Annotated in this window: 20 protein-coding genes; 7 read left to right on the top strand and 13 right to left on the bottom strand. The window is 68.0% G+C overall.

What is annotated here, in order from left to right:
- Window positions 1-27: 27 nt before the first annotated feature.
- On the top strand, window positions 28-852 hold the full coding sequence (locus RMCB_RS00770; protein ID WP_062827226.1) for an enoyl-CoA hydratase/isomerase family protein: 825 nt from the start codon (window positions 28-30) through the stop codon (window positions 850-852).
- Here the strand turns inward: RMCB_RS00770 and RMCB_RS00765 are convergent.
- Window positions 849-2,891, bottom strand: coding sequence for an NAD(+) synthase (locus tag RMCB_RS00765; protein WP_062827308.1), 2,043 nt, complete (start codon window positions 2,889-2,891; stop codon window positions 849-851). The two genes, RMCB_RS00770 and RMCB_RS00765, sit on opposite strands and share 4 nt — an antisense overlap.
- 49 nt (window positions 2,892-2,940) lie before the next feature.
- The gene (locus RMCB_RS00760) at window positions 2,941-3,930 is read right to left on the bottom strand and encodes a MurR/RpiR family transcriptional regulator (protein WP_131805475.1); all 990 of its coding nucleotides are present in this window, start codon (window positions 3,928-3,930) and stop codon (window positions 2,941-2,943) included.
- A 36-nt stretch (window positions 3,931-3,966) separates the two neighbouring features.
- Between RMCB_RS00760 and RMCB_RS00755 the strand changes: the two genes are divergently transcribed.
- From RMCB_RS00755 to RMCB_RS00735, 5 genes are read left to right on the top strand one after another with little or no spacing between them, the layout of a single operon-like run.
- Window positions 3,967-5,430 (top strand): APC family permease, encoded by a 1,464-nt coding sequence (locus RMCB_RS00755; protein ID WP_063979558.1) that lies wholly within the window; start codon window positions 3,967-3,969, stop codon window positions 5,428-5,430.
- 35 nt (window positions 5,431-5,465) lie between these two features.
- Window positions 5,466-6,755: a type I glutamate--ammonia ligase gene (locus RMCB_RS00750; RefSeq protein WP_062827307.1), complete on the top strand. Its 1,290-nt coding sequence runs from the start codon at window positions 5,466-5,468 to the stop codon at window positions 6,753-6,755.
- Between the two features lie 3 nt (window positions 6,756-6,758).
- Window positions 6,759-7,967 carry a M20 metallopeptidase family protein gene (locus RMCB_RS00745; protein WP_062827224.1) on the top strand — a complete coding sequence of 403 codons (1,209 nt, stop codon included), beginning with the start codon at window positions 6,759-6,761 and terminating at the stop codon, window positions 7,965-7,967.
- Window positions 7,964-9,442 (top strand): aminotransferase class I/II-fold pyridoxal phosphate-dependent enzyme, encoded by a 1,479-nt coding sequence (locus RMCB_RS00740; protein WP_062827223.1) that lies wholly within the window; start codon window positions 7,964-7,966, stop codon window positions 9,440-9,442. Before RMCB_RS00745 ends, RMCB_RS00740 begins: the two co-directional genes overlap by 4 nt.
- Window positions 9,443-9,475: 33 nt before the next feature.
- Complete coding sequence (locus RMCB_RS00735; protein ID WP_062827222.1) at window positions 9,476-10,318, top strand: NAD-dependent protein deacetylase; 843 nt, start codon at window positions 9,476-9,478, stop codon at window positions 10,316-10,318.
- Here RMCB_RS00735 and RMCB_RS00730 read toward each other — a convergent pair.
- Window positions 10,290-11,558, bottom strand: a complete 1,269-nt coding sequence (locus RMCB_RS00730; protein WP_062827221.1) for a cytochrome P450 — start codon at window positions 11,556-11,558, stop codon at window positions 10,290-10,292. The two genes, RMCB_RS00735 and RMCB_RS00730, sit on opposite strands and share 29 nt — an antisense overlap.
- A gap of 67 nt (window positions 11,559-11,625) precedes the next feature.
- Here RMCB_RS00730 and RMCB_RS00725 point away from each other — a divergent pair, with 67 nt between their 5' ends.
- Window positions 11,626-12,261 carry a TetR/AcrR family transcriptional regulator gene (locus RMCB_RS00725; protein ID WP_062827220.1) on the top strand — a complete coding sequence of 212 codons (636 nt, stop codon included), beginning with the start codon at window positions 11,626-11,628 and terminating at the stop codon, window positions 12,259-12,261.
- Window positions 12,262-12,309: 48 nt separating this feature from the next.
- Here the strand turns inward: RMCB_RS00725 and proB are convergent, their stop codons facing one another.
- The 10 genes from proB to RMCB_RS00675 all read right to left on the bottom strand — a co-directional run.
- Window positions 12,310-13,422 carry a glutamate 5-kinase gene (proB, locus tag RMCB_RS00720; RefSeq protein ID WP_062827219.1) on the bottom strand — a complete coding sequence of 371 codons (1,113 nt, stop codon included), beginning with the start codon at window positions 13,420-13,422 and terminating at the stop codon, window positions 12,310-12,312.
- Complete coding sequence (obgE, locus tag RMCB_RS00715; RefSeq protein WP_029367316.1) at window positions 13,419-14,867, bottom strand: GTPase ObgE; 1,449 nt, start codon at window positions 14,865-14,867, stop codon at window positions 13,419-13,421. Before obgE ends, proB begins: the two co-directional genes overlap by 4 nt.
- Before the next feature lie 90 nt (window positions 14,868-14,957).
- Window positions 14,958-15,224, bottom strand: coding sequence for a 50S ribosomal protein L27 (rpmA, locus tag RMCB_RS00710; RefSeq protein WP_029367317.1), 267 nt, complete (start codon window positions 15,222-15,224; stop codon window positions 14,958-14,960).
- A 47-nt stretch (window positions 15,225-15,271) separates the two neighbouring features.
- Window positions 15,272-15,583 carry a 50S ribosomal protein L21 gene (gene rplU, locus RMCB_RS00705; protein WP_029367319.1) on the bottom strand — a complete coding sequence of 104 codons (312 nt, stop codon included), beginning with the start codon at window positions 15,581-15,583 and terminating at the stop codon, window positions 15,272-15,274.
- 163 nt (window positions 15,584-15,746) lie between these two features.
- On the bottom strand, window positions 15,747-18,827 hold the full coding sequence (locus tag RMCB_RS00700; protein ID WP_062827218.1) for a ribonuclease E: 3,081 nt from the start codon (window positions 18,825-18,827) through the stop codon (window positions 15,747-15,749).
- 290 nt (window positions 18,828-19,117) lie between these two features.
- Complete coding sequence (gene ndk / locus RMCB_RS00695; protein ID WP_029367322.1) at window positions 19,118-19,540, bottom strand: nucleoside-diphosphate kinase; 423 nt, start codon at window positions 19,538-19,540, stop codon at window positions 19,118-19,120.
- 24 nt (window positions 19,541-19,564) lie between these two features.
- Window positions 19,565-20,308 carry a carbonic anhydrase gene (locus RMCB_RS00690; RefSeq protein ID WP_062827217.1) on the bottom strand — a complete coding sequence of 248 codons (744 nt, stop codon included), beginning with the start codon at window positions 20,306-20,308 and terminating at the stop codon, window positions 19,565-19,567.
- 61 nt (window positions 20,309-20,369) lie between these two features.
- Window positions 20,370-20,711 (bottom strand): DUF4233 domain-containing protein, encoded by a 342-nt coding sequence (locus RMCB_RS00685; RefSeq protein WP_234791952.1) that lies wholly within the window; start codon window positions 20,709-20,711, stop codon window positions 20,370-20,372.
- 38 nt (window positions 20,712-20,749) lie between these two features.
- On the bottom strand, window positions 20,750-22,171 hold the full coding sequence (folC, locus tag RMCB_RS00680; RefSeq protein ID WP_062827216.1) for a bifunctional tetrahydrofolate synthase/dihydrofolate synthase: 1,422 nt from the start codon (window positions 22,169-22,171) through the stop codon (window positions 20,750-20,752).
- Window positions 22,168-22,833 (bottom strand): class I tRNA ligase family protein (locus tag RMCB_RS00675; RefSeq protein ID WP_165606236.1); only part of this gene is annotated, 666 nt, incomplete at its 5' end. The genes RMCB_RS00675 and folC, both read right to left, overlap by 4 nt.

Here is a 22,833-nt window from a genome sequence, read left to right as displayed (position 1 = left end):
ATACCGTTGCCGTTATAGTCGGCGTTCATGACATCGGGACACACCCCGCGACCTCCCGAGGGCGACTGGCTCGGCACGCCCTATCTGAGGTTCGAGCGACAGGGGCCGTTCGGCGTCGTCACCCTCGATCGTCCCGCGGCCCGCAACGCGATGACCCCGGCGATGTACTTCGGGATTCGCTACGCGGTCACCCATGTCGAAGCCGATCCCGACCTGGCCGGCCTGCTCATCACGGGCACCGGCGATGTGTTCGCGCCGGGCGGTGACCTCGGCGGCGGCGACGGCGTCGACGACTGGATGAGCTTCGGCGCAGCACTGTCCATGGATGTCACGCCGTTCGAGACCCTGCGGCAGTCGGTCAAGCCGGTGGTTAGTGCGGTCAACGGGCTGTGCCAGGGCGGCGGGCTGCAGATCGCGATCTGCAGCGACATGGCCGTGGTGAGCGATCGGGCCACGTTCCGGGTGCCCGAGCTCTACCGCGGCATCGCCGACACCTACTACAGCCAGATGCTGGCCCGGTTGATCGGGCCTGTCCGCACCCGCGACCTGATGTTCACCGGGCGCACGTTGTCGGCCGCCGAGGCGGTGGACTGGGGCATGGTGGCGCGCGTCGTCCCGCACGAGGAACTCGCGGACGCTGCGCGTGAGGTACTGGGCCAGTGCTGCCGGACCGCACCGCGGGCCCGCGGAGTCGTGAAATCCAGCCTGGACAACTACCTGGGGCTCTACGACCGGATCGGCATGAAGGCCAGCTACAGCGGCGCCGAGGCGACCGAGGGCTTCATGGCGTTCAAGCAACGCCGTTCGCCGGACTGGGTTCACCCGCAGTTGCGTACCGAGGGCCGTCTCTAACCCTCCGGGATCTCCCGCTCGATCTCGTCGAGCCAGATCCGCGCCGACATGTCCGACGGCGCCCGCCAGTCACCACGGGGTGACAGCGAGCCGCCGGCCGACACCTTCGGACCGTTGGGCAGTGCCGAACGCTTGAACTGGGAGAACGAGTAGAAGCGCTGGGCGAACACCTGCAGCCAGTGCCGGATCTCCTTGAGCGAGTAGGTCGGTCGCTTGTCCTCGGGGAATCCGGCAGGCCAGTCACCCACACCCGGATCATGCCAGGCATGCCAGGCCAAGAAGGCCACCTTGGCCGGACTGAACCCGTAGCGCAGCACCTGGAACAGCGAAAAGTCCTGCAGCGCATAGGGTCCGACCTTGGCCTCGCTGCTCTGGATCTGCTCCCCCGCTTCGGTCGGCACCAGCTCGGGGGTGATCTCGGTGTCCAGCACCGACTGCAATACCGCGTTCACGTCGGCCTCGAACTGTCCCGATGAGATGACCCACCGGATGAGGTGCTGGATCAGGGTTTTCGGGACGCCGCCGTTGACGTTGTAATGGGACATCTGATCGCCGACACCGTAGGTCGACCAACCCAGGGCCAGCTCGGAGAGGTCCCCGGTGCCCAGCACGATGCCGCCGCGCTGGTTGGCGAGCCGGAACAGATAGTCGGTGCGCAGACCGGCTTGCACGTTCTCGAACGTGACGTCGTAGACCTTCTCGCCTCGGGCGTACGGATGATCCAGACCGGCCAGCATCACCTCGGCGGTACTCGTGATGTCGAGTTCTGCGAAGGTGACGCCGAGCGCCTCCGCCAGCCGCGTCGCGTTGTTCTTGGTGTGGTCACCGGTGGCAAACCCGGGCATCGTGAACGCGAGAATGTCACTGCGGGGCCGGGATTCGCGGTCCATGGAACGGGCGGCAACGATCAGGGCGTGGGTGGAATCGAGCCCGCCGGACACCCCGATGACGACCTTGGGGTAGTTCAGCGCCCGCAGCCGCTGCTCAAGACCCGACACCTGGATGTTGTACGCCTCGTAGCAATCCTGTTGCAGCCGTTGCGGATCCGCAGGCACGAACGGGAACCGCTCGACCTCGCGCAGCAGCCCGATGTCGCCGGTCGGCGGGTCGAGCTGAAACTCGATGCGCCGGAAGGCATCACCGACGGCACGGTAGTGCCGTGCGTTGTCGTCGAACGTGCCCATGCGGAGCCGCTCGGCGCGCAAGAGGTCAAGGTCCACGTCGGCGACCGACCGCCGTTCGCCGCGCGGGAACCGCTCGGTCTCGGCCAGCAGCAGCCCGTTCTCCCAGATCATGGTCTGGCCGTCCCAGGCCAGGTCGGTGGTGGATTCACCCTCGCCTGCGGCGGCATAGATGTAGGCCGCGAGGCAACGCGCCGACGCCGACCGGGCCAACAGACAACGATCCTCGGCCCGGCCGACGGTGATCGGGCTGCCCGAGAGGTTGGCGAGCACCGTCGCACCGGCCAGCGCGGCCTGGGCACTGGGCGGGACCGGGACGAACATGTCCTCACAGATCTCGACATGCAGGACCAGCCCCGGCAGGTCCGAAGCCACGAACAGCAGGTCGGGCCCGAACGGCGCGTCGGCACCGGCGACCCGGATGGTGCCGCGCACATCGTCGCCCGCCGCGGCCTGCCGGCGCTCGTAGAACTCGCGATAGGTGGGCAGATAAGACTTCGGCGCCACCCCGAGCACGGCGCCGCGGTGAATGACCACGGCGGTGTTGTAGATCCGGTGCCCGTGGCGCAGCGGGGCGCCGACCACGAGCACGGGTGTCAGGACGGCCGAGGCCGCGACGATCTCGACGAGCGCCTCCTGCACGGAGTCCAGCAGCGTGTCCTGCAGGAGGATGTCCTCGATCGAATACCCGGACAGCGTCAGCTCGGGAAAGACCGCGACGGCCACTCCGTCGTCGTGGCAGGCCTGGGCCAGTCGAAGCACTGATTCGGCGTTGGCCGGCGGGTCCGCCAACGCGGTGTGAAGGGTGCACGCAGCGACCCGGGCGAAACCATGCCGGTAAGCGGAGTAGAAGTCCATCGCCTCCATTGTCACCCGCGCCGGGCGAATATCTTGGTCAACCACCCGCTCACGGGCTGTCACCGGAATCGGTCTGGGGTGTGAGGTCACGCTGAAGCGATTCGAAACGCTCGATACGCCGACGCGATGTGTCACCCAGGCGGTCGATGACCGCGGCGATCAGCGCCTCGGTCATGGCCAGCGCCGGGCTCAGCGAGTCGAACGGCGACGGTGCGGTGACCGTGCACGGAAACACGACGTCCGCATTGACAGCCAGCGGTGACAACCATGGGTCGGTGAAGACGATCAGGGCGGCCCCCTGGCCCTGAGCCGCCAGCCCGAAAGCCACGATGTCGTGCTGATATCGACGGAAGTCGTAGGCAATGACGACGTCGCGCCGGCCGATGTCGAGCAGCAGGGCGGCGCGATCCATGGCTTCGCCGGGAACGGCCGCGCTCGTCGGGCGGAGCAGCTGCAGGTGGGCGTTCAGATAGCCGGCCGCATGACCGCTGAAGCGCCCACCGATGGTGAAGACACGGCGCGCGGGATCACAGATCAGGTTCACGGCGGCCACCAGCCGATCGGGTGGCACCGCTTCGAATGTCTGACGGATTCCCACGGTGAGCACCTCCTCGGCGCGAGCCAGCACGCCGCCGTGGGGCGGGCTGTCATCCGGTGGGTGCGGCGGACGGTCTGTGTACTGCGCCAGAGCGGATTTCGAGCGAGCAGCGACTTCCTGGCGTAAGTGCTCCTGAAAATCAGGAAAGCCGTTGTAGCCGAGCTTGGTCACCAGCCGCACCACACTCGGCGCACTGACGTCGGCGCGCTGCGCAAGTCGGGCCACCGTTTCCAGGCCCGCGCGCGGGTAATCGGCGAGCAACTCGCGGGCGACTTTGCGTTCCGCGGGAGTGAATCCCGCCAGATTCTGCCGGAGCACCTCCGAGACGGGGCGGACAGCCATGAAACAAATATTACAGCCGAACTCTTGACAAGTTTCGATGTAATGCAGATAACATCTGTCCGTTACATCACGCGTCTGTGTAACAAATGAAACATCCACCGGCCGTCCTGCCGCCGCAACGCCATGAGGAAGCCCATGTCCCAGACCACATCACCGGAGTCCACGCTGGCCCCGCGCAGCAAGCTCAAGCTGTGGGAGGCGCTTGCCCTCTCCGTCGGTCTCATGGGCCCGACCCTGGCGATGAGCCTCAACGGCCAGGGCGTGGCCACCCTGGTCGGCAAATCGGTGCCGCTGGTGTTTCTCATCGGGTTCGTCGCGGTGATGGCCATCGCCTACGGGTTCTGGCGGCTGACCCAGCACTTCAACCACGCAGGGTCGGTGTACGCGCTGGCAGGCGTCACTTTGGGGCCCCGCGCCGGGTTTTTCGGCGGCTTCGCCCTGCTGGGCACGTACGTGTTCTTCGCTGCCTGCACGATGGCCGCCACCGGAGTCTTCCTGCAGGCTTTCCTCGACGCCGCCGGCATCAAGGTCTCCGTGCCGTGGATCGTCGTCGCGCTGCTGACCGCGGTCGCCTGCGCGGTGTTCAACAGCCGTGAATCCCGGGTCACCGCCCGCACGCTGCTGATCGTCGAAGGCATCGGGATCGCCTGCATGACGATCCTCGCCGTGGTCATCGTGGCCCGCACCTCGGCAGATGCCGGCGCCGGGGCGGCATTCGACCTGTCCCTCTTCACCTTCGGCGGCGCGCCGGCGAGTGAGATCGCCACGGCATCGGTGTTCGCGTTCCTGTCGTGGGCCGGCTTCGAAGCGTGCGCGGCACTCGGAGAGGAAACCGACAACCCCAAGCGCAACATCCCCCGCGCTCTCATAGGCAGCGTCCTGCTCACCGGTCTGCTGTTCGTGTTCGTCATGTACGCCCAGACCATCGGCTTCGCGCACGGCTCAGACGGGATCGACGGGTTCTCCGCCAGCGCATCCTCGGTGTCCACCCTGTCGGAACGGTTCATCGGAACGTGGTTCGCGTTGGTCGTCGGGTTCAGCGCATTCGCGGCGGGCTTCGCGTCGGCGCTCAGCTCGTCCGCGGCCGCCAGCCGGCTGGTGTTCGCCCTGGCCCGCGACGGCTTCGGCCCCAAGGCGCTGGCCCGAACCAACCCGCACACCAGGGCACCGGTTGTCGCGCTGCTCACCGTGCTGGCTGTCGCGGCCGCCCTCGATATCGCATTGAGTATCGGCGGAGTCGCCGGTTTCGACGCGTACTACTGGTACGCCACACTTGGTGTCCTGTGCGTCCTGGTGGTCTACGCCGTGGCCGGCACCGGTGTGGTGCGGTTCATCGTGTCGCGGCGCGCCCCGATTCCGTTGTGGCAGGCCGTGATACCCGTCGCATCGATCGCCTACCTGGCCTACGTGTTCTACGTGCAGTCCACCGGGCAGAAGGCGCCGATCTCCTATTTCCCCCTCATCGCCGGGTTGTGGTGCCTGACCGGGCTGGCCGTGGTGCTCGTCGCGCCCGGACTGGCCAGGCGGATCGGCGCAAGCCTGACCGCCGAACTGTCGAGCACCGACAGCGACGTCGACGAGACCCTCGACCCGCGATGACCCACCAGCCTCCCGCCAACCCGAAAGTGCCACAGATGTCCGAACCCACAGCATTCATCGCAACCTGCGACCTGGCCGCGATCGTGCGCGGTCGCGCAGTGCCTGCCTCCCGGTTGACCTCGACCCTGACCTCCGGCGTCGGCTGGGTGCCCGCCGATCTCGCGCTGACATGTTTCGGAAACATCGCGCCGGACAACATGTTCGGCTCAGTGGGCGACCTGCGCCTGGTACCGGACGCCACCGCCTTCGCGACCCTCGCCGAGACCGAGGGACGCCCGGCCACCGTCCTCTATGTCGCCGACCAGACCCAGCTCGACGGCTCTCCCTGGGGCGGATGTCCACGCACCGCGCTCAAGGACGCGATCGCGGCTCTGGAGGATGCCACCGGTCTGACCGCGCATGCCTCCTTCGAGCACGAATTCATGGTCGGGACCATGACCGGTGCCCCGCCGTTTTCCTTCGAAAGAGCGCGCGGTGCAGAGCCTTTCGGCTCCGCACTGGTCGCGGCGGTGGAAGGCGCCGGCCTGGAGCCCGAATCGTGGCTGCCGGAGTACGGGGAAGGACAGTTCGAGGTGCCCATCGCGCCGACGTGCGCACTGCTCGCGGCCGACCGGGCGGTGCTGCTGCGTGAGGTGATCCGCGATGTGGCCCGCGGCCACGGCCACCGCGCGACGTTCACGCCGCTGGCGAGGCCGGACGGCGTCGGCAACGGGGTGCACATCCACATCTCGTTGTACGACGCGTCCGGTGCACCGGTGCTCTACGACCCACAGCGACCCGGAAAGCTGTCCCAGATCGGCGCCCGGTTCGCCGCAGGCGTGTTGGCCCATGCCGATGCACTCGTCGCGATCACCGCGCCCAGCCCGGTGTCGTTCCTGCGGTTGGCGCCGCATCGGTGGAGTGCCGGTGGTGCGTTCCTGGCCGAACGCAACCGCGAGGCGCTGCTGCGCATCTGCCCCACGATCCGGATCGGTGGCCGCGACGAAGCAGCACAACTTCATCTCGAGTACCGGGCCGCGGATGCCACCGCCAACCCATGGCTGGCGCTGGCCGCACTGCTGCGCGCAGGACTGGCCGGGTTGTCCGGCGATGAGGAGGCACGGGTGTGGCCGGAGACCGCCACCGAGGCCGAGCTCGCCGAGGTACCGGCGCTACCCGGCGACCTGGCCTCCGCGCTCGACGCGCTCGCGCGCGACGAGGTTGCCCAATCCTGGTTCGGCACTGAGCTGATTCACACATTCCAACTCGTCAAGCGTGCCGAATTGGAGGCTGTCGGCGACCTTGACCCGGCCGGGGTGTGCCGGCGGATCGCGGAGGTGTACTGATCCATGCTCGGACTGGGAGCAGCGAGCGCCGAGTTGACCGGACCGCTCCTCGAAGCTCTCGAGCGACGGAAAGACGTCGCCGTCGAGCTTCGCCACCGGCTACACCGCATGCCCGACGTGTCCGGCGATGAAGGCCCGACCCGGGACGCTGTACTCGGTGCCCTGCCACCGGGTGTTGTCACCCCGGTGGCCGAAACGGGTGCCCTCGTCCGGATCGGCGCGTCCGGACCGGCCATCGGTGTGCGAGGCGAACTCGACGGACTGCGCCTCACCGAGCGCTCGGGTGTCGAGTGGGCCTCGGAGCGGCAGGACGCCATGCACGCCTGCGGCCACGACATCCACCTCGCGGCGGTCGTGGCGCTGAGCCACGCGGTCGCGGACACGCCCGGCGCGCCGCCACTGGCAGTCGTGCTGCAGCCGCGCGAGGAGTCCTACCCGTCCGGCGCGCAGGACATCGTCAAGTCGGGAGTCCTGCTGGACAACCACGTCACGGCCATGGTGGGCGCCCACGTGCAGCCGTCCCTGAAACCGGGCGTAATCGCTTGCACCCCAGGCGCAGTCAACGCGGCGGCCGACGAATTCCAGGTCACCGTCCGCGGCTGCGGCGGCCACGCGGCCTACCCGCACCTCACCCGCGACCCCGTGCTCGCCCTCGCCCACGTGGTGGTGGCGCTGCAGCAGGTGGTCGGTCGCAACACCGATCCGACCAACTCCGCGGTGGTCAGCGTCAGCACCCTGTCGGCCGGCGATGCCGCCAATGTCATCCCCGACGTCGCGACCGCCCGGGGCACGGTGCGCAGCATGTCCGAACACACGCGGACCTATCTGCATCGACGCATCCGCGAGGTCGCCGAATGGGTCGCCCAGGCCCACGAATGCAGCGCCGAAGTGGATATCACGTCCGGGGAGCCCGTGCTGGTCAACGAGCCCGCGATCGTCGGCCCGGCTTCTGAACACTTGCGGCACTTCGGCTTTCGGGTGGACAGCGACCTGCGTTCGTTCGGTGCCGACGACTTCTCCTTCTATCCCGAACAGGTCCCGGCGCTGATGATGTTCGTCGGTGTCGACGGCCGCGGCGCAGGCCTGCATCACCCCGAGTTCGCGCCCGACGACGCGGCGGTAATGGATGTCGCGCGAACACTTCTTGCCGGCTACCTGGCCGCCGCCGATTTGTCCTCACTCACCACCTCTGCTTCGGAAGGACCACGATGACCGACCAGACCTTCGCCGAGATGTCCCAGGCGGAGATGCCGTACACCGATGCGATCCGGCGCTACGCCGACCTCGACTACGTGCGGTTGGACGTACCCGGCCATTGTGGTTCGGCACTGGCCCAGCCCGAGCTGGCCGAGTTGTTCGGCGAGCGGGTGCTGCAATTGGACCTGCCCCCACTCGTCGACGGTATCGACCAGGGCACCGTCCCTACCCCGCTGCAGCAATCGGCGCGCCTCGCCGCAGATGCCTGGGGTGCCCGCCGCACCTGGTTGGTTACCAACGGCGCCTCGAAGGGCAACCTGGTCGCTTGTCTTGCTCTACGTCACCTCGGGGAACACATCGTCGTGCAGCGGACGATGCATTCGTCGGTGATGGACGGCATGGTGCTCGGCGGGCTGATCGGCCACTACGTGCAGCCCGACATCGACTCCGAGATCGGCGCCGCCCACGGTCTGCACCCTGACGCGCTCGACGCCGCGCTGGACGCTCACCCGGAAGCCGTCGCCGCGTATCTGGTGACGCCCAGTTACTTCGGCGCGGTCGCCGACGTACCGGCGCTGGCCCGCGTCGCCCACGACCACGGCGTGGTGCTGGTCGTCGACCAGGCGTGGGCCGCCCATTTCGGCTTCCATCCCGACCTGCCCGCCAATGCCCTGTCCCAGGGTGCGGACCTGGTCATCTCGAGCACCCACAAACTGGGTGGCAGCCTGACGCAGTCCGCCATGCTGCACCTCGGTGAAGGCCCTCATGCCGAGGTTCTCGAACCTCTGGTGAACCGCGCCTTCCGGTCGATGCAATCCACTAGCGCCAGTTCGCTGTTGATGATGTCGCTGGACGTCGCCCGCCACGCTCTGGCCGTCCACGGCCGTGAGCGCATCCGACGATCCCTGGACGCCGCCGCCGAACTACGCGCCGGGTTGGCCGCCGAAGGCCGCTTCGCCGACCTGTCCGAACGCTTCCGGCGCAGCCCCGCCGTCGTCGACATCGACCCGCTCCGGATCGCGATCGACACCCGCGCCGGTGGCATCAGCGGGCACGCCGCGCGCCAGCTGCTGTTCCACGACCACCACATTCACACCGAGATGGCCACCGACTCCGCCGTCGTCGCCGTCATCGGCGCGGGATCCGCCCCTGACGTCCCCCGCGTCCTGGCTGCCCTGCATGCCCTGCCGGACCAGGGCGCCGCCAATTCCCCGCTGGTCGGCCTGCCCGAGTCCGGACCCACGGCGATGACCCTGCGCCAGGCCTACTTCGCCCCCGCAGAACTGGTGCCCGCCTGCGAAGCGGTCGGCCGCATCTCCGCCGACTCCCTGGCCGCGTATCCACCGGGCATACCCAACGTGCTGCCGGGCGAGATCTTGACCGACGATGTGGTGAACTTCCTGCGCACCACCGCCAATTCGCCCTTCGGTCACGTGCGCGGCGCAGCTGACCCGAGCCTGGACCACATCCGGGTGCTGACGCAACGCTGAGCACCGGACGCGGGTGCGCCTATCCTCGTCAGGGTGGATGCACCCGAACTCGTCGCCCTGTTGCAGGGCCGTCGTGTCGCGGTGTTGACCGGCGCGGGCATGTCCACCGACTCGGGTATCCCCGACTACCGTGGCCCGGATTCGCCGCCGAGCAACCCGATGACCATCCGGCAGTTCACCTCCGATCCGGTGTTCCGGCAGCGGTACTGGGCCCGCAATCACATCGGCTGGCGGCACATGGACGAGACGCTGCCCAATGCCGGGCACCGGGCGCTGGCCGCGCTGGAGGCCGAGGGTGTGGTCGTGGGCCTGATCACCCAGAACGTGGACCTGCTGCACACCAAGGCGGGCAGCCGCACCGTGGTCAATCTGCACGGCAGCTATGCGCAGGTGGTGTGCCTGGACTGTGGTCACACCATGTCGCGCGCTGCGCTCGCCGACCTCCTCGAAGCGGCCAATCCCGGGTTTCTCGAGCGGGCCGAAGCGGTCGGCGGGATCGCGGTGGCCCCTGACGCCGACGCCGTGGTGACCGACACGTCGTCGTTCATCATCGTCGACTGCCCGGTCTGTGGGGGCATGCTCAAGCCCGACATTGTCTATTTCGGGGAAAGCGTCCCCAAAGACCGGGTGGAACAGGCGTATTCGCTCGTCGATGCCAGTGATGCGCTGCTGGTGGCCGGGTCGTCGCTGACGGTGTATTCGGGTTACCGGTTCGTGCGCCACGCGGCCGCTCACGGCATCCCGGTGGGGATCATCAACCGGGGACCCACCCGCGGCGACGATCTGGCCGCCGTGAAAGTCGACGCCGGCTGCTCGGAGTTGCTCACGCTGCTCGCCGGTGAGCTGGTCAGAACGTGTACGGCATCGCCCGGATAGCGTGCACGAAATTGCCCTGCAGGTAGGCCGGTTCGCCTGCCGCGATGTCGGGTAGTTGGTGCAGCAGCTCACCGAACAGTGCCCGCAGCTGCGTCCTCGCAACGTGGGCCCCGAGGCAGAAGTGCCGTCCGCCGCCGCCGAAACCCAAGTGGGGGTTGGGCTTTCGGCTCAGGTCGAAGCGGTCGGGGTCTTCGAAGACCTCGGTGTCCCAGTTGCCCGACGCGTAGAACATCACCACCTTGTCCCCGGCCGCGATGCGCTGGCCGGCGAGCTCGACGTCGACCGCCGCGGTGCGGCGGAAGGTCATCACCGGCGTCGCCCACCGCACGAACTCCTCGACCGCGCCGCCGATCCGGTCGTCGAAATCCGCCATGAGCCAAGCCCTTTGATCGGGATAGTCGGTGAGGGCCTTCAGCGCGTGGCTGGTGGCCTGTCGCGTGGTGTCGTTGCCCGCGACGGCGAGCAGCACGAAGAATGCGGCGACCTCAGCGTCGGTGAGCCGGTCACCGTCGACCTCCGCGTGTACCAGCGCACTGATCAGGTCGTTGCCCGGGTTCTTCCGGCGATCGGCCGCCAGCGCGTGGGCCACCTGATGCAGGTAGAACTGGTTGGCGCCCAACACTTCCAGCGGATTGCGCCCGTCCAGATAGATCGGGTCGGCCCACGACACCAACGCGTCGGCGGCGTGCGCCACCTGCTGCCGCTCGGATTCGGGGATACCGACCATGTCCGACAGCGTGCGGATGGGTAGTTCCTTGGCGCACTGTTCGACGAAGTCGGTCCCACTGCCCGCTTCCTTCAGCTCCTGGACGATCTCGCGGGCGTTGTCTTTGATCGAGGATTCGATGCGGGCCACCTGCCGCGGGGTGAAGGCCGAGTGCACCAGCTTGCGGATCAGCGTGTGCCGCGGCGCGTCCATGGCCAGGAACGACTGCGACGCCTCCAGCAGCTCCTGCGGCACCGTGTCGAACAGCACGCCCTTGCCGGAGAGGAAGGTCTCGCTGTCGCGGCTGACGGTGAGGATGTCGGCGTGCCGGGTGACGGCCCAGAACCCAGGGTCCTCGGGGTCGGGCATGAGGGTCTCCTCGACCGGCTTGTGCCAGCTGACCGGGCGTTGCTCCCGCAGCACGGCGAACGACTTCTCGCGTTCAGCGGCGGTGGTCGACCAGAAGGCCTTCGAGGAGATGTCGATCGGATCGTAGGCGCGCGAACCGACGGATGTGATCGGTGACACAGACATGACGGTGACGCTACGTCTAGACATTGTGTCTAGTCAAGATGTGAACCGGCCCGATACGCTGGGACGCATGGCATCGGTGACCCGCAAACCGCAGGCCAACCGCGAGGAGCGGCGCGGACAGATCGAGCGGCAGCTTCTGGACGCGACCGATCGGTTGATGGCTGACGGCACGAGCTTCACCGAGCTCAGCGTGGACCGGCTGGCCACCGAGGCAGGCATCTCGCGGGCGAGCTTCTACATCTACTTCGAAGACAAGGGCCACCTGCTGCGCCGGCTGGCCACCCAGGTGTTCGCCCATCTCGCCGGCGCCGCTCAGCGCTGGTGGGCAGTGGCCGACCGCACCGACCCTGCCGACGTATATGCCGCCATGGCCGGCATCATCGCCAGCTATCGACGCCACCAACCGGTGCTCATCGCGCTCAACGAGATGTCCGGCTACGACCCCCTGGTCGGCGAAACCTACCGCGAGCTGCTTGTCGGGATCGCGGCTCAGCTGGCCCGCGTCATCGACGCCGGGCAGGCCGCCGGGACAATCCGTGCCCAGCTGCCCGCCCAGACCACCGCGAGCACGCTGACCTGGATGGTGGAACGCACGTGCCACCAGAACCTGCCGTCACGGCCCGCCTCCTACGATGCCGAGCTCGCCCGCACGCTGACCGACATCATCTGGGGCGCGTTGTATCTCCAGGCCCCCGACTTGTGATTTGTGGAGTCTCAGCCGTGCCGACCACGGTTGAAACTCCACAGGTCACTAGAGGGCGACCAGATCGTCGGCGTGTACCGCGGGCCGGCGCATCTCGGCGGGCAGATCGTGGGTGGAGCGGCCCATCATGGTCGCCAGCTCCGAGGCCTCGTAGGCCACCACGCCGCGGGCGACCGTCTGCCCGTCAGGCGCTCGCAGATCGACCACGTCGCCGCCGTGGAACCGGCCTGCGACCTCGGTGATCCCGGCCGGCAGCAGCGATCGGCGCTGTTTGATGACCGCGCGCACCGCGCCGTCGTCGAGGGTCAGTGCCCCCGCGGACTCTGCGGCATACCGCACCCAGAACCGCCGCGCCGACATCCGTTCGGGGCGTGGCGCGAACACCGTGCCCACCGACGCATCACGCAGCGCCGCAGCGGCGTCGGCCGCCGCCGCCAACAGCACCGGCACGCCGGCATCTGCGGCCAACAAGGCCGACGACAACTTCGAGGCCATCCCACCGGTTCCGAGGTGGCTCCCCCGGCCTGCGACCACGCCGTCCAGATCCCCCTGCGCGGCAACCTCAGGAATGAAGCGCGCGTTGCCTTTTCGCGGATCCGAGTCGTAGAGGCCGTCGATGTCGGACAACAACACCAGCGCGTCGGCGCCGACCAGTTGCGCCACCAGTGCCGAGAGCCGGTCGTTGTCACCGAACCGGATCTCGTTGGTGGCCACGGTGTCGTTCTCGTTCACGATCGCCACCGCGTGCAGCGCCCGCAGCCGGTCGAGGGTGCGTTGGGCGTTGTTGTGCTGCACCCGCATCGAGATGTCGTGGGCGGTCAGCAGCACCTGACCGACAGTCCGGTTGTAGGCGGCGAACGCCGTGTTCCATGCGTTGATCAACGCCACCTGGCCGACGCTGGCGGCGGCCTGCTTGGTGGCGAGGTCCGTGGGGCGCTTGCTCAACCGCAGAGGTTCGATGCCTGCGGCGATCGCGCCCGAGGACACGATCACCACGTCCGAGCCGGCCTTCATCCTGCCCTCGATAGCCTCGACGAGGTACGCCAGCCGGGCCGCGTCGAACACCCCGGTGGGCGTCGTCAGCGCGGTGGTTCCGATCTTCACGACGACGCTGCGCGCAGTGCGGATCGCCTCCCGGTGAGCCGAGGGTGCGCCGGTCACTCGTCTTCGCTTCCCGGCCTGCGGCGCTCGCGACGGGCGGCCTTGCGCTCAGCGGCTCCGACGCGTTCGGTCTGCTCCAACCGGACGTCGGTGCCACGGCCGGTCAGCGGCACGTCGATGCCTGCCGGGGTCTGCGGTTCCCAGTCGAAGGTCATGTCGCCGATGGTCACCGCACAACCCGGCCGCGCACCGAGCTTGAACAGTTCGTCCTCGACGCCCAGGCGGGCCAACCGGTCACCGAGATAACCGACGGCCTCGTCGTTGGCGAAATCGGTCTGGGCAATCCAGCGTTCGGGACGCACGCCACGAACGATGAAGCCGCCCTGCCCGTCTGAGGTCACGGTGAACCCGCTCTCGTCGACGGCGATGGGCCGGATCACCGGGCGCCGCGGTGCGATCTCGGGCTGCGCGTCGCGGTAGGCCTTCACCATGTCCCACAACGCAAAGGTCAAGGGGCGCAAGCCCGCCCGGCTCACAGTCGACACTTCGAACACCGGCCAGCCGAACCGGCGGGCCACCTCGTCGCGAACGAAGTCGGCAAGCTCATGCGCGTCCGGAACGTCGATCTTGTTGAGCACCACCGCCCGTGGCCGCGACGCGAGGTCACCCAGGGTCGAATCGCCTTGCAACGTCGGGGTATACGCGGCCAGTTCCGCCTCGAGCGCGTCGATGTCGGAGATCGGGTCGCGGCCGGGTTCCATGGTGGCGCAGTCCACGACGTGCACGAGCACCGCGCAGCGTTCGAGGTGCCGCAGGAATTCCAGGCCCAGCCCGCGTCCTTCGGATGCGCCGGGGATGAGACCGGGGACATCGGCCACGGTGAAGGTGTGGTCGCCGGCCGACACCACGCCGAGATTGGGCACGAGGGTCGTGAACGGATAGTCGGCGATCTTCGGTTTGGCCGCCGAGATCGCCGACACCAGTGAGGATTTGCCTGCCGACGGGAAACCGATCAGACCGACGTCGGCGACGGTCTTGAGTTCGAGGGTGAGATCGCGGGCCTGGCCCTTCTCACCGAGGAGTGCGAAGCCGGGGGCCTTACGGGCCCGGGACGCCAATGCGGCGTTGCCCAGGCCGCCCCGCCCGCCCGCGGCGGCTTCGAAACGACTGCCCGCACCGACGAGGTCGGCGAGCATCCGTCCGTCTTCGTCGAGGACGACGGTGCCGTCGGGTACGCGGACTTCGAGATCGGCGCCCGCTGCGCCGTCACGGTTGCTGCCTGCGCCCTGCTTGCCCGAGGGCGCCGCGACATGCGGATGAAAGTGAAAGTCCAGCAGGGTGTGCACCTGCGGGTCCACAACGAGGATGACGCTGCCGCCACGACCACCGTTGCCGCCGTCTGGGCCACCGAGGGGTTTGAATTTCTCGCGGTGCACCGAGGCACACCCATTGCCGCCGTTACCGGCCCGCGCGTGGATGACGACGCGGTCGACAAACCGGGACATTGGACATCCTCTCCGTCGAATGTGAAGCTATCGCGATATCTCAGTCGAGAACTCGCAGCTGCTTCACATTCGCGGAGAATCCTCGATGTCTCAGGCCTCCGGGCGCGCCACGGGAACGATGTTCACGTTCTTGCGGCCGCGCTTGGAGCCGAATTCCACGGCGCCGGGGGCCAGCGCGAACAGCGTGTCGTCGCCGCCACGGCCGACGTTCACGCCGGGGTGGAAGTGGGTGCCACGCTGGCGGACGATGATCTCGCCTGCCTTGACGACCTGGCCGCCGAAGCGCTTGACGCCGAGCCGCTGTGCTGCGGAATCCCGGCCGTTACGAGAGCTGGAAGCGCCCTTTTTGTGTGCCATTTATATGTCCCTCGCGCTGTGTTGTCTGTTCTTCGCCTGACGGCGCATCACTTGATGCCGGTGACCTTGAGCACGGTCAGCTGCTGACGGTGCCCCTGACGCTTGTGGTAGCCGGTCTTGTTCTTGAACTTGTGGATGCGGATCTTGGGGCCCTTGGTGTGCTCCAGGACCTCGCCGGTCACGGCGACCTTGGCCAGGTCGTCGGCCTTGCTCGTCACCTTGGCACCGTCGACCACCAGCGCGACCGGCAGCGACACAGACGCGCCAGGCTCGGCGTCGAGCTTCTCAACCTTCACCACGTCACCGGCTGCAACCTTGTACTGCTTGCCGCCGGTCTTGACGATTGCGTATGTCGCCATCGTGTCCTCTGCTGTGCGGGCGCGCGCTACCGGTCGGTGCGTGCGCGGGTCTTGGGTGGCGGGGGTACCCCGCCGTCACCGGCCTGCGACCGCAGGCACTGGCGACAACTGGTCAAGGGTACGTGACCAGCGGGTAGAGGGTCAAACCGCCCGGAAACCCCTGCTACTCATGGGTGGGCGGGCCCGCAGGTCGAGCCGCCGCCCGGCGACGCGGCCGGCGAGCGACGGTGATCACCTGCGGCAGTTCGACCTCGGTCTCGTCCTCGTCGTCGGAGTCGTCGTCGATGACCTCGATATCGTCGTCGATGTCGACTTCCTCGTCATCGGAGTCCAGGTCGATCTCGTCCTCGTCCGATTCGTCCTCGGAGTCGTCCTCATCGTCCTCGTCGGAGTCGGCGTCTTCGTCCTCATCAGAGTCGACGTCGTCTTCGTCGTCCGATTCCTCGTCATCCGAGTCTTCGTCGTCGAGGTCTTCCTCGGCGGTCTCACGCGCGACCTGCTCAGCGGTGTCGTCGCCGTGCGTGGTCTCGACGACGTCGTCCTCGGTGCTCTCGAGCTCGTCGAGTTCCTCGTGCTCCTTGCCGTGCTCATCGTGCGACTCGTCGTCGTGATGGCGACCGTTGGCCGCGGCCATGGCCTTGAACATCGGGTGCTCACCGGCCGGATGGTCGGGCACCTTGACGACCGGCACGTCCTCGGGCTTGCCGGTCTTCTTGCCACGCTTGCTGCGCCGACCGCTGCCGCTCGCGGGCTCGGACTTGCGCCCGCCACCACCTGTCGACACGGAGTCGACGGGGTCGCCGTGGAGCACGATCCCGCGTCCACCGCAGTGCGTGCACGACGTGGAGAACGCCTCGATCAGCCCGGTACCCAACCGCTTTCGCGTCAGCTGCACCAAGCCCAGTGAGGTCACCTCGGAGACCTGGTGGCGCGTGCGGTCCCGGGCCAGCGCCTCGGTCAGCCGCCGCAGCACCAGATCGCGGTTGGACTCCAGCACCATGTCGATGAAGTCGATCACGACGATGCCGCCGATGTCGCGCAGCCGCAGCTGCCGGACGATCTCCTCGGCAGCTTCCAGGTTGTTGCGGGTGACGGTCTGTTCGAGGTTGCCGCCCGAGCCGGTGAACTTGCCGGTGTTGACGTCGACGACGGTCATCGCCTCGGTGCGGTCGATGACCAGGGTGCCGCCCGAGGGCAGCCACACCTTGCGGTCCATGGCCTTGGCCAGCTGCTCGTCGATGCGGTGCACGGCGAACACGTCCGGGCCCGATCCGCCGTCCGGGCCGCCGGCCTCGTACTTGGTCAGCCGGCCCACCAGGTCGGGGGCCACGGTGTTGACGTAGGAGTTGATGGTGTTCCAGGCGTCGTCGCCGGACACGATCAGCCCGGAGAAGTCTTCGTTGAACAGGTCGCGGATGACCTTCACCAGCACATCGGGTTCCTCGTAGAGGGCAACGGCGGCGCCGGCCTTCTTCTCGGTGATCTCCGCGGCCTTGGCCTCGATGCCCGCCCAGCGCTCCTGGAGCCGGTTCACGTCAGAGCGGATGTCGTCTTCGTTGACGCCTTCGGATGCGGTGCGGATGATCACACCGGCATCGGCCGGGACTACCTCACGCAGGATCTCCTTGAGGCGCTGCCGCTCGGTGTCGGGCAACTTGCGGCTGATGCCGGTCGAGGACGCCCCGGGGACGTAGACCAGATAGCGCCCGGCCAGCGACACCTGTGTGGTGAGCCGCGCTCCCTTGTGCCCGACCGGGTCTTTGCTGACCTGCACGACGACGTAGTCGCCGGGCTTGAGGGCCTGCTCGATCTTGCGCTGCGCGCCGCCGAGCCCGGCGGCCTCCCAGTTGACCTCGCCTGCGTAGAGCACGCCGTTGCGGCCGCGACCGATATCGACGAACGCAGCCTCCATCGAGGGCAACACGTTCTGCACGATGCCGAGGTAGATGTTGCCGACCAACGATGCCGAGGCGGCAGAGGTCACGAAGTGCTCGACCACCACGCCGTCTTCGAGCACCGCGATCTGGGTGTAGCGGGCACCCTCGTGCGGCGGTTCGGTGCGCACCTTGTCGCGAACGATCATCGTGCGCTCGACGGCCTCGCGCCGCGCCAGGAATTCGGCTTCGCTCAGGATCGGCGGACGGCGCCGGCCGGCGTCGCGGCCGTCACGACGGCGCTGGCGCTTGGCCTCCAGCCGGGTCGACCCCGAAATGCCTTGGATCTCGGATTCGTCGCTCGCGGACTTGTCCGGCCGGTCGGCACGCGGAGCCCGCTCGTGCACGACCGTGTTGGGCGGGTCATCGGGCGACCCACTGTCCTCGGAATCACCCGAGCCGGTCTTGCGGCGCCGGCGACGACGCCGCCTGCGGGTGCCGGCGTCAGTGCCGGTGCTGTCCTCGTCGCCGCTTTCCTCGGAGTCATCGGACTCGTCCTCGGAGTCGTCGGACTCGGCCTGGTCGTCACCGGATTCGGTCTCGCCCTCCGCTTCCGGGCCGTTGTCGTCGCTCTGCTCACCACGGCCGCGACCCCGGCCCCGGCGACCGCGGCGACGTCGACGCGCGGCGGGCCGGTCGGCCTGGTCGTCGTCGGAATCGCCATCGGAATCGGTGTCGGAGGAGGCGTCGAAGTCGTCGTCCTCGTCGTCGGTGTCGACCGGCTCGAAAACGATCGGCTGAGGTGCGACGAACAGTGGCAGGTAGTCCGCACGTTCGGTGTGCGGCTCACGCGCCGGAGGGATGTTCGCGGTCTCCAGGATCAGCCGGGACTCGGGTTCGTCACCCACCACGACAGCCTCGGCCCGCGTGGCTTCCTGTTCAGGCTCGGGTTCGGCCGCCGCGAGCTCCGGCTCGGCCGACTGATCGGATGCCACGGGCTGGGACTCGGCGGGCGGTTCGGATTCCGCCGTCGGTTCCGGTGCCATGGGCACCGGGGGCGGCTCGGGCACGGTCACGGATTCGGTGACCGTCACCGGTTGGACGGACTCGACCACAACGGCCTCGACCACGCTAGGTTGGACGTCGGGCTCAGCCGGGGCCAGGACCGCACGGACCCGCTCGGCGTCAGCCTTGTTGACGGTCGAGTGCGCACTGCGGTGGCGTCCGTCGAACTCGGCGAGCGCATCGAGCACCCGCCGGCTCGTGGTACCGAGCACTCGGGCGAGCGAATGGACCCTCAGGCGTTCTGGGAGTCCGTCCTGCTGCGGAGTCTGGGTGGATTGGTCTTCGGTATGGGCATCTTCGGCCACGTATTCTCCTCAAGCCCCCGGGCGCGTCGTAGCGACGCGGCCACGCGAGGGCTTCCGCTATGGGCCCGGGATACTTCACCCGGACTTGTTTGTGGTCTCGCTCCGGGCGGCTCAATGGTGAACGCACCCGGTGCCTGGCTGAATGATGGCTGGACGGTCGGCGCCGCACCGGCTTGCGGTGGTCGCGCTCGTCGAAGTCTTCATCCGGGTGTTCAGCCTCGGTTGAGGCTGGCTACCCGCGACCAGTATCCCACATCACTGCGGCTGTACCGACCAGACCGCGTGAGGAGTTACTCCCCGGCAGATTCTCCGGGAAACCAAAGGGCGATCTCACGGGCCGCCGACTCCAGCGAATCGGAGCCGTGCACCAGGTTGTCCTGGGTCACCAGGGCCAAGTCGCCACGGATCGTGCCCGGCACGGCCTTCTCCACCGGATCGGTGCCGCCGGCCAGTTGCCGGAACGCAGCCACCGCGCGGGGGCCCTCGACGATCGCGGCGACCACGGGGCCGGACGTGATGAATTCGAGCAGCGAACCGAAGAACGGCTTCTCCGCATGCTCGGCGTAGTGCTGCCGCGCCAGCTCATCGCTGACGTTCTTCAGCTCCAGGGCCGCGAGGGTCAGGCCCTTGCGTTCGATCCGGCCGATGATCTCCCCGACCAGGTGGCGCTCTACGCCGTCGGGCTTGATCAACACGAGGGTCCGCTCAGTCACGGCGCACAGCGTACCGGCTGCCGTTCAGGCGATCGTCGCCACTCCCGTGTCAAGGCTGTAGTACGCCGTGACGACCTTCACCGCACCGGAATTCAGCCGGTCACGTATCACCGACGTCGCCACGATCGCGTCCTTGGAGAGCTCGGCGTTGGCCCGCACGGTGTTGTCCAGGAGGTCGCCCTGCCGCTTCTCGGCGACGGCGATGGCCGGGGTGATCGCCGAGACCAACGCGTTCATGTCTTCTTCGGGCGCCTTGTGATCCTGGACCGTCTTGAGCGTCGCCGACACCGCTCCGCAGCTCTGGTGGCCCATGACGACCACCAGAGGGGCACCCAGATGCGCGACGCCGTACTCGATGCTGTCCAGCAACGCGGCGTCGACGATGTTGCCTGCGACGCGTGCGACGAACAGGTCACCAAGGCCTTGGTCGAAGATCACCTCCGGCGGCAGCCGCGAGTCCGAGCAACTGAGGACCACCGCGAACGGCTTTTGGGACTTCGACAGCGAGAGCCGGCTGGCCGGGTCCCGGTTCGGATTACGCATCTGGGCGTCGACGAATCTGCGGTTGCCGTCGCGCAGTTGCTGCAACGCCACGTCGGGGTTGGTGATCACCGGCCGCGGACTCTCGGTGACGAACACCTCCCCCGGCGGAACGGTCACGGTGTCCGAGCCGCCCCCGGATGCGGGCTTGCCACAGCCCGCCAGTGCTGTTGCCGCACCGAGGCCGACGAGCCCGAGCCAGCGGCGCCGCGAAAATGTAAGGTCCACCGCACCGCTCCTGTCGCCGACGTCAATAACTGACAATCATCGGCGGCCGGTGACGGTGCCGTCAGCTTTCCGGCGAATCCTGTTGACCGGGCAGCAGGCCTCGGTCCTGACGCCGTTTCACCTCGCCGCGCAGATACAGGATCAGCAGCCAGACCAACAAGAACACCAGCCCGATGAAGCCGATCCCCGCGTGGATCACCACCCCGGCGATCACCACGAACTGCAGTGCCAGATTCACCCAGAGCGCCCATGGCCGGCCCTGCATGCCTGCCATCAGGATGAGGACCACCGCCAGCCCGACGAGATAGCCCCCGGACCACACGGTCAGACCGGGCGCGCCCGTTGCGACCACCGGCAGAGCCAACAGCACCACGATGGCTTCGAGGATCAGGGTTCCGGCCATGACACCGCGGAAGCTCTTCCACGGATCAGGTGGCGTACTCACTGTGGATCCTTCCCGAAGAGGGTCCGTGCGGCGCCTGCTGTCACCACCGAACCGGTGATCACCATGCCCGCCCCGGACAGGCCCTCACCCTCTGCGCCGGCGTCCTCGACCAAGGCGGTGGCGATTTCGATGGCGTCGGGGAGGGTGGCCGCCGTGATCACCCGGTCCTGACCGAAACGCTCCTCGGCGCGTTGCGCCAGCGACTCGACGTCAAGGGCGCGCGGCGAGCCGTTGTGGGTCACCACAAGCTGATCGAACGCGGGCTCCAGCGCGGTCAGGATGCCGTCGACGTCCTTGTCGGCCAGCACCGACACCACACCCACCAGGTAGCGGAAGTCGAACTCCTCGCGCAGCGCTTCCACCAGCGCCTCGGCCCCGGCGGGGTTGTGTGCGGCATCGATGAAAACCGTTGGCGCACTGCGCATCCGCTCCAGTCGACCGGGACTGCGGACCGCCGCGAAACCGGCCCGCACCGCGTCGATGTCGAGTTGGCGGTCGGCACCGGCACCGAAGAACGCCTCGACCGCTGCCAGCGCCACCACCGCGTTGTGCGCCTGGTGTTCGCCGTGCAGTGGCAGGAAGATGTCCGAGTACACCCCGCCCAGGCCCTGCAGTTCCAGGAGCTGGCCGCCGATGGCGACCTGACGGCCCAGCACCGCGAACTCCGAATTCTCCCGCGCCACCGCGGCGTCGGCACGTACCGTCTCGGCCAGCAGCACCTCCATCGCCTCGGGCGGTTGCTGGGCGATGACCGCAACGGTGTCGGTGGGCACGAGATCGTCGGGCTGCCGGGTGATGATCCCGGCCTTCTCCCCCGCGATCTCGGCGAGCGTGTCACCGAGATAGTCGGTGTGGTCGAGGCCGATCGGGGTGATCACCACGACAGGCGCGTTGACGACGTTGGTGGCGTCCCAGCGGCCGCCCATACCGGTCTCGATGACGGCGACGTCGACCGGCGCGTCGGCGAATGCCGCGAAAGCCATCGCCGTGAGCACCTCGAACTTGCTCATCTTCGGCCCGCCCGCCGCCTCGGACTGCTGATCGACGAGCAGGACGAAAGGCTCGATCTCGCGGTAGGTCTCCACATAGGTCGCCGGCGAAATGGGTTTGCCGTCAATGGAAATCCGCTCCACCGCGGATTGCAGGTGCGGGCTGGTGGTGCGCCCGGTCCTGCGGTGCAACGCGGTCAGCAGGGCGTCGATGATCCGGCACACCGAGGTCTTGCCGTTGGTGCCCGCGACGTGGATCGACGGGTACGCCCGTTGCGGTGAACCCAGCAGCTCCAGCAGCGCGACGATGCGGGTGGTGCTTGGTTCCAGCTTGGTCTCCGGCCACCGCTGGTCGAGCAGATGCTCGACCTGAAGCAACGCGGCGATCTCGTCCGGCGACGGGATCGGGTCAGGTCCCGGATCCGTCATTTGAGCCCGGCCAGGCGCGCGGTGATGCGTTCGACCTCCTCGGTGGCCACCTGCTGGCGGCCGCGGATCTTGTCGACCACCTCGGCGGGCGCCTTGGCCAGGAACGCGTCGTTGCCGAGCTTGGCGGCGGTGGTGGCCATTTCCTTCTGGGCGACGGCCAGGTCTTTTTCGAGCCGGCGCCGTTCGGCGGCGACGTCGACGGTGCCGGACGTATCCACCTCGACCACAACGGTGCTCTGCGACAACCGCACCTCGACAGCAGCCGACGGCGTGAACCCGTCGCCGGCCTCGGTCAGCCAGGCCAGCGACGTGATCGCGGGCAGCTGCCCGGAAAGCCCGGCCGCGGCGATGTCGGACAACCGCGCCGGAACCTTCTGCCGGTCGGCCAGCCCCTGGTCGCTGCGGAACCGGCGCACCTCGGTGATGAGCTTCTGCATATCGGTGATGCGTTGTGTCGCAACGGGATCCGGGGCAAATCCGGACGCTTCCGGCCAGGCCGCGACCACGGCCGACTCCCCACCGGTCAGCGTCTTCCACAGTGTCTCGGTGACGAACGGCATCACCGGATGCAGCAGCTTGAGCAGCGTGTCGAGCACTGCTGCGAGCACCGCCGTGGTGTGCGGCGAACCACCGAAGATCTGCACCTTGGCCAGCTCCACGTA

This window comes from Mycolicibacterium brisbanense (genome assembly GCF_001570425.1).
GTDB lineage: Bacteria > Actinomycetota > Actinomycetes > Mycobacteriales > Mycobacteriaceae > Mycobacterium > Mycobacterium brisbanense.
The sequence above is the reverse complement of the archived record's forward strand: the minus strand, read 5'-3'. Positions and strand labels throughout refer to the sequence as shown.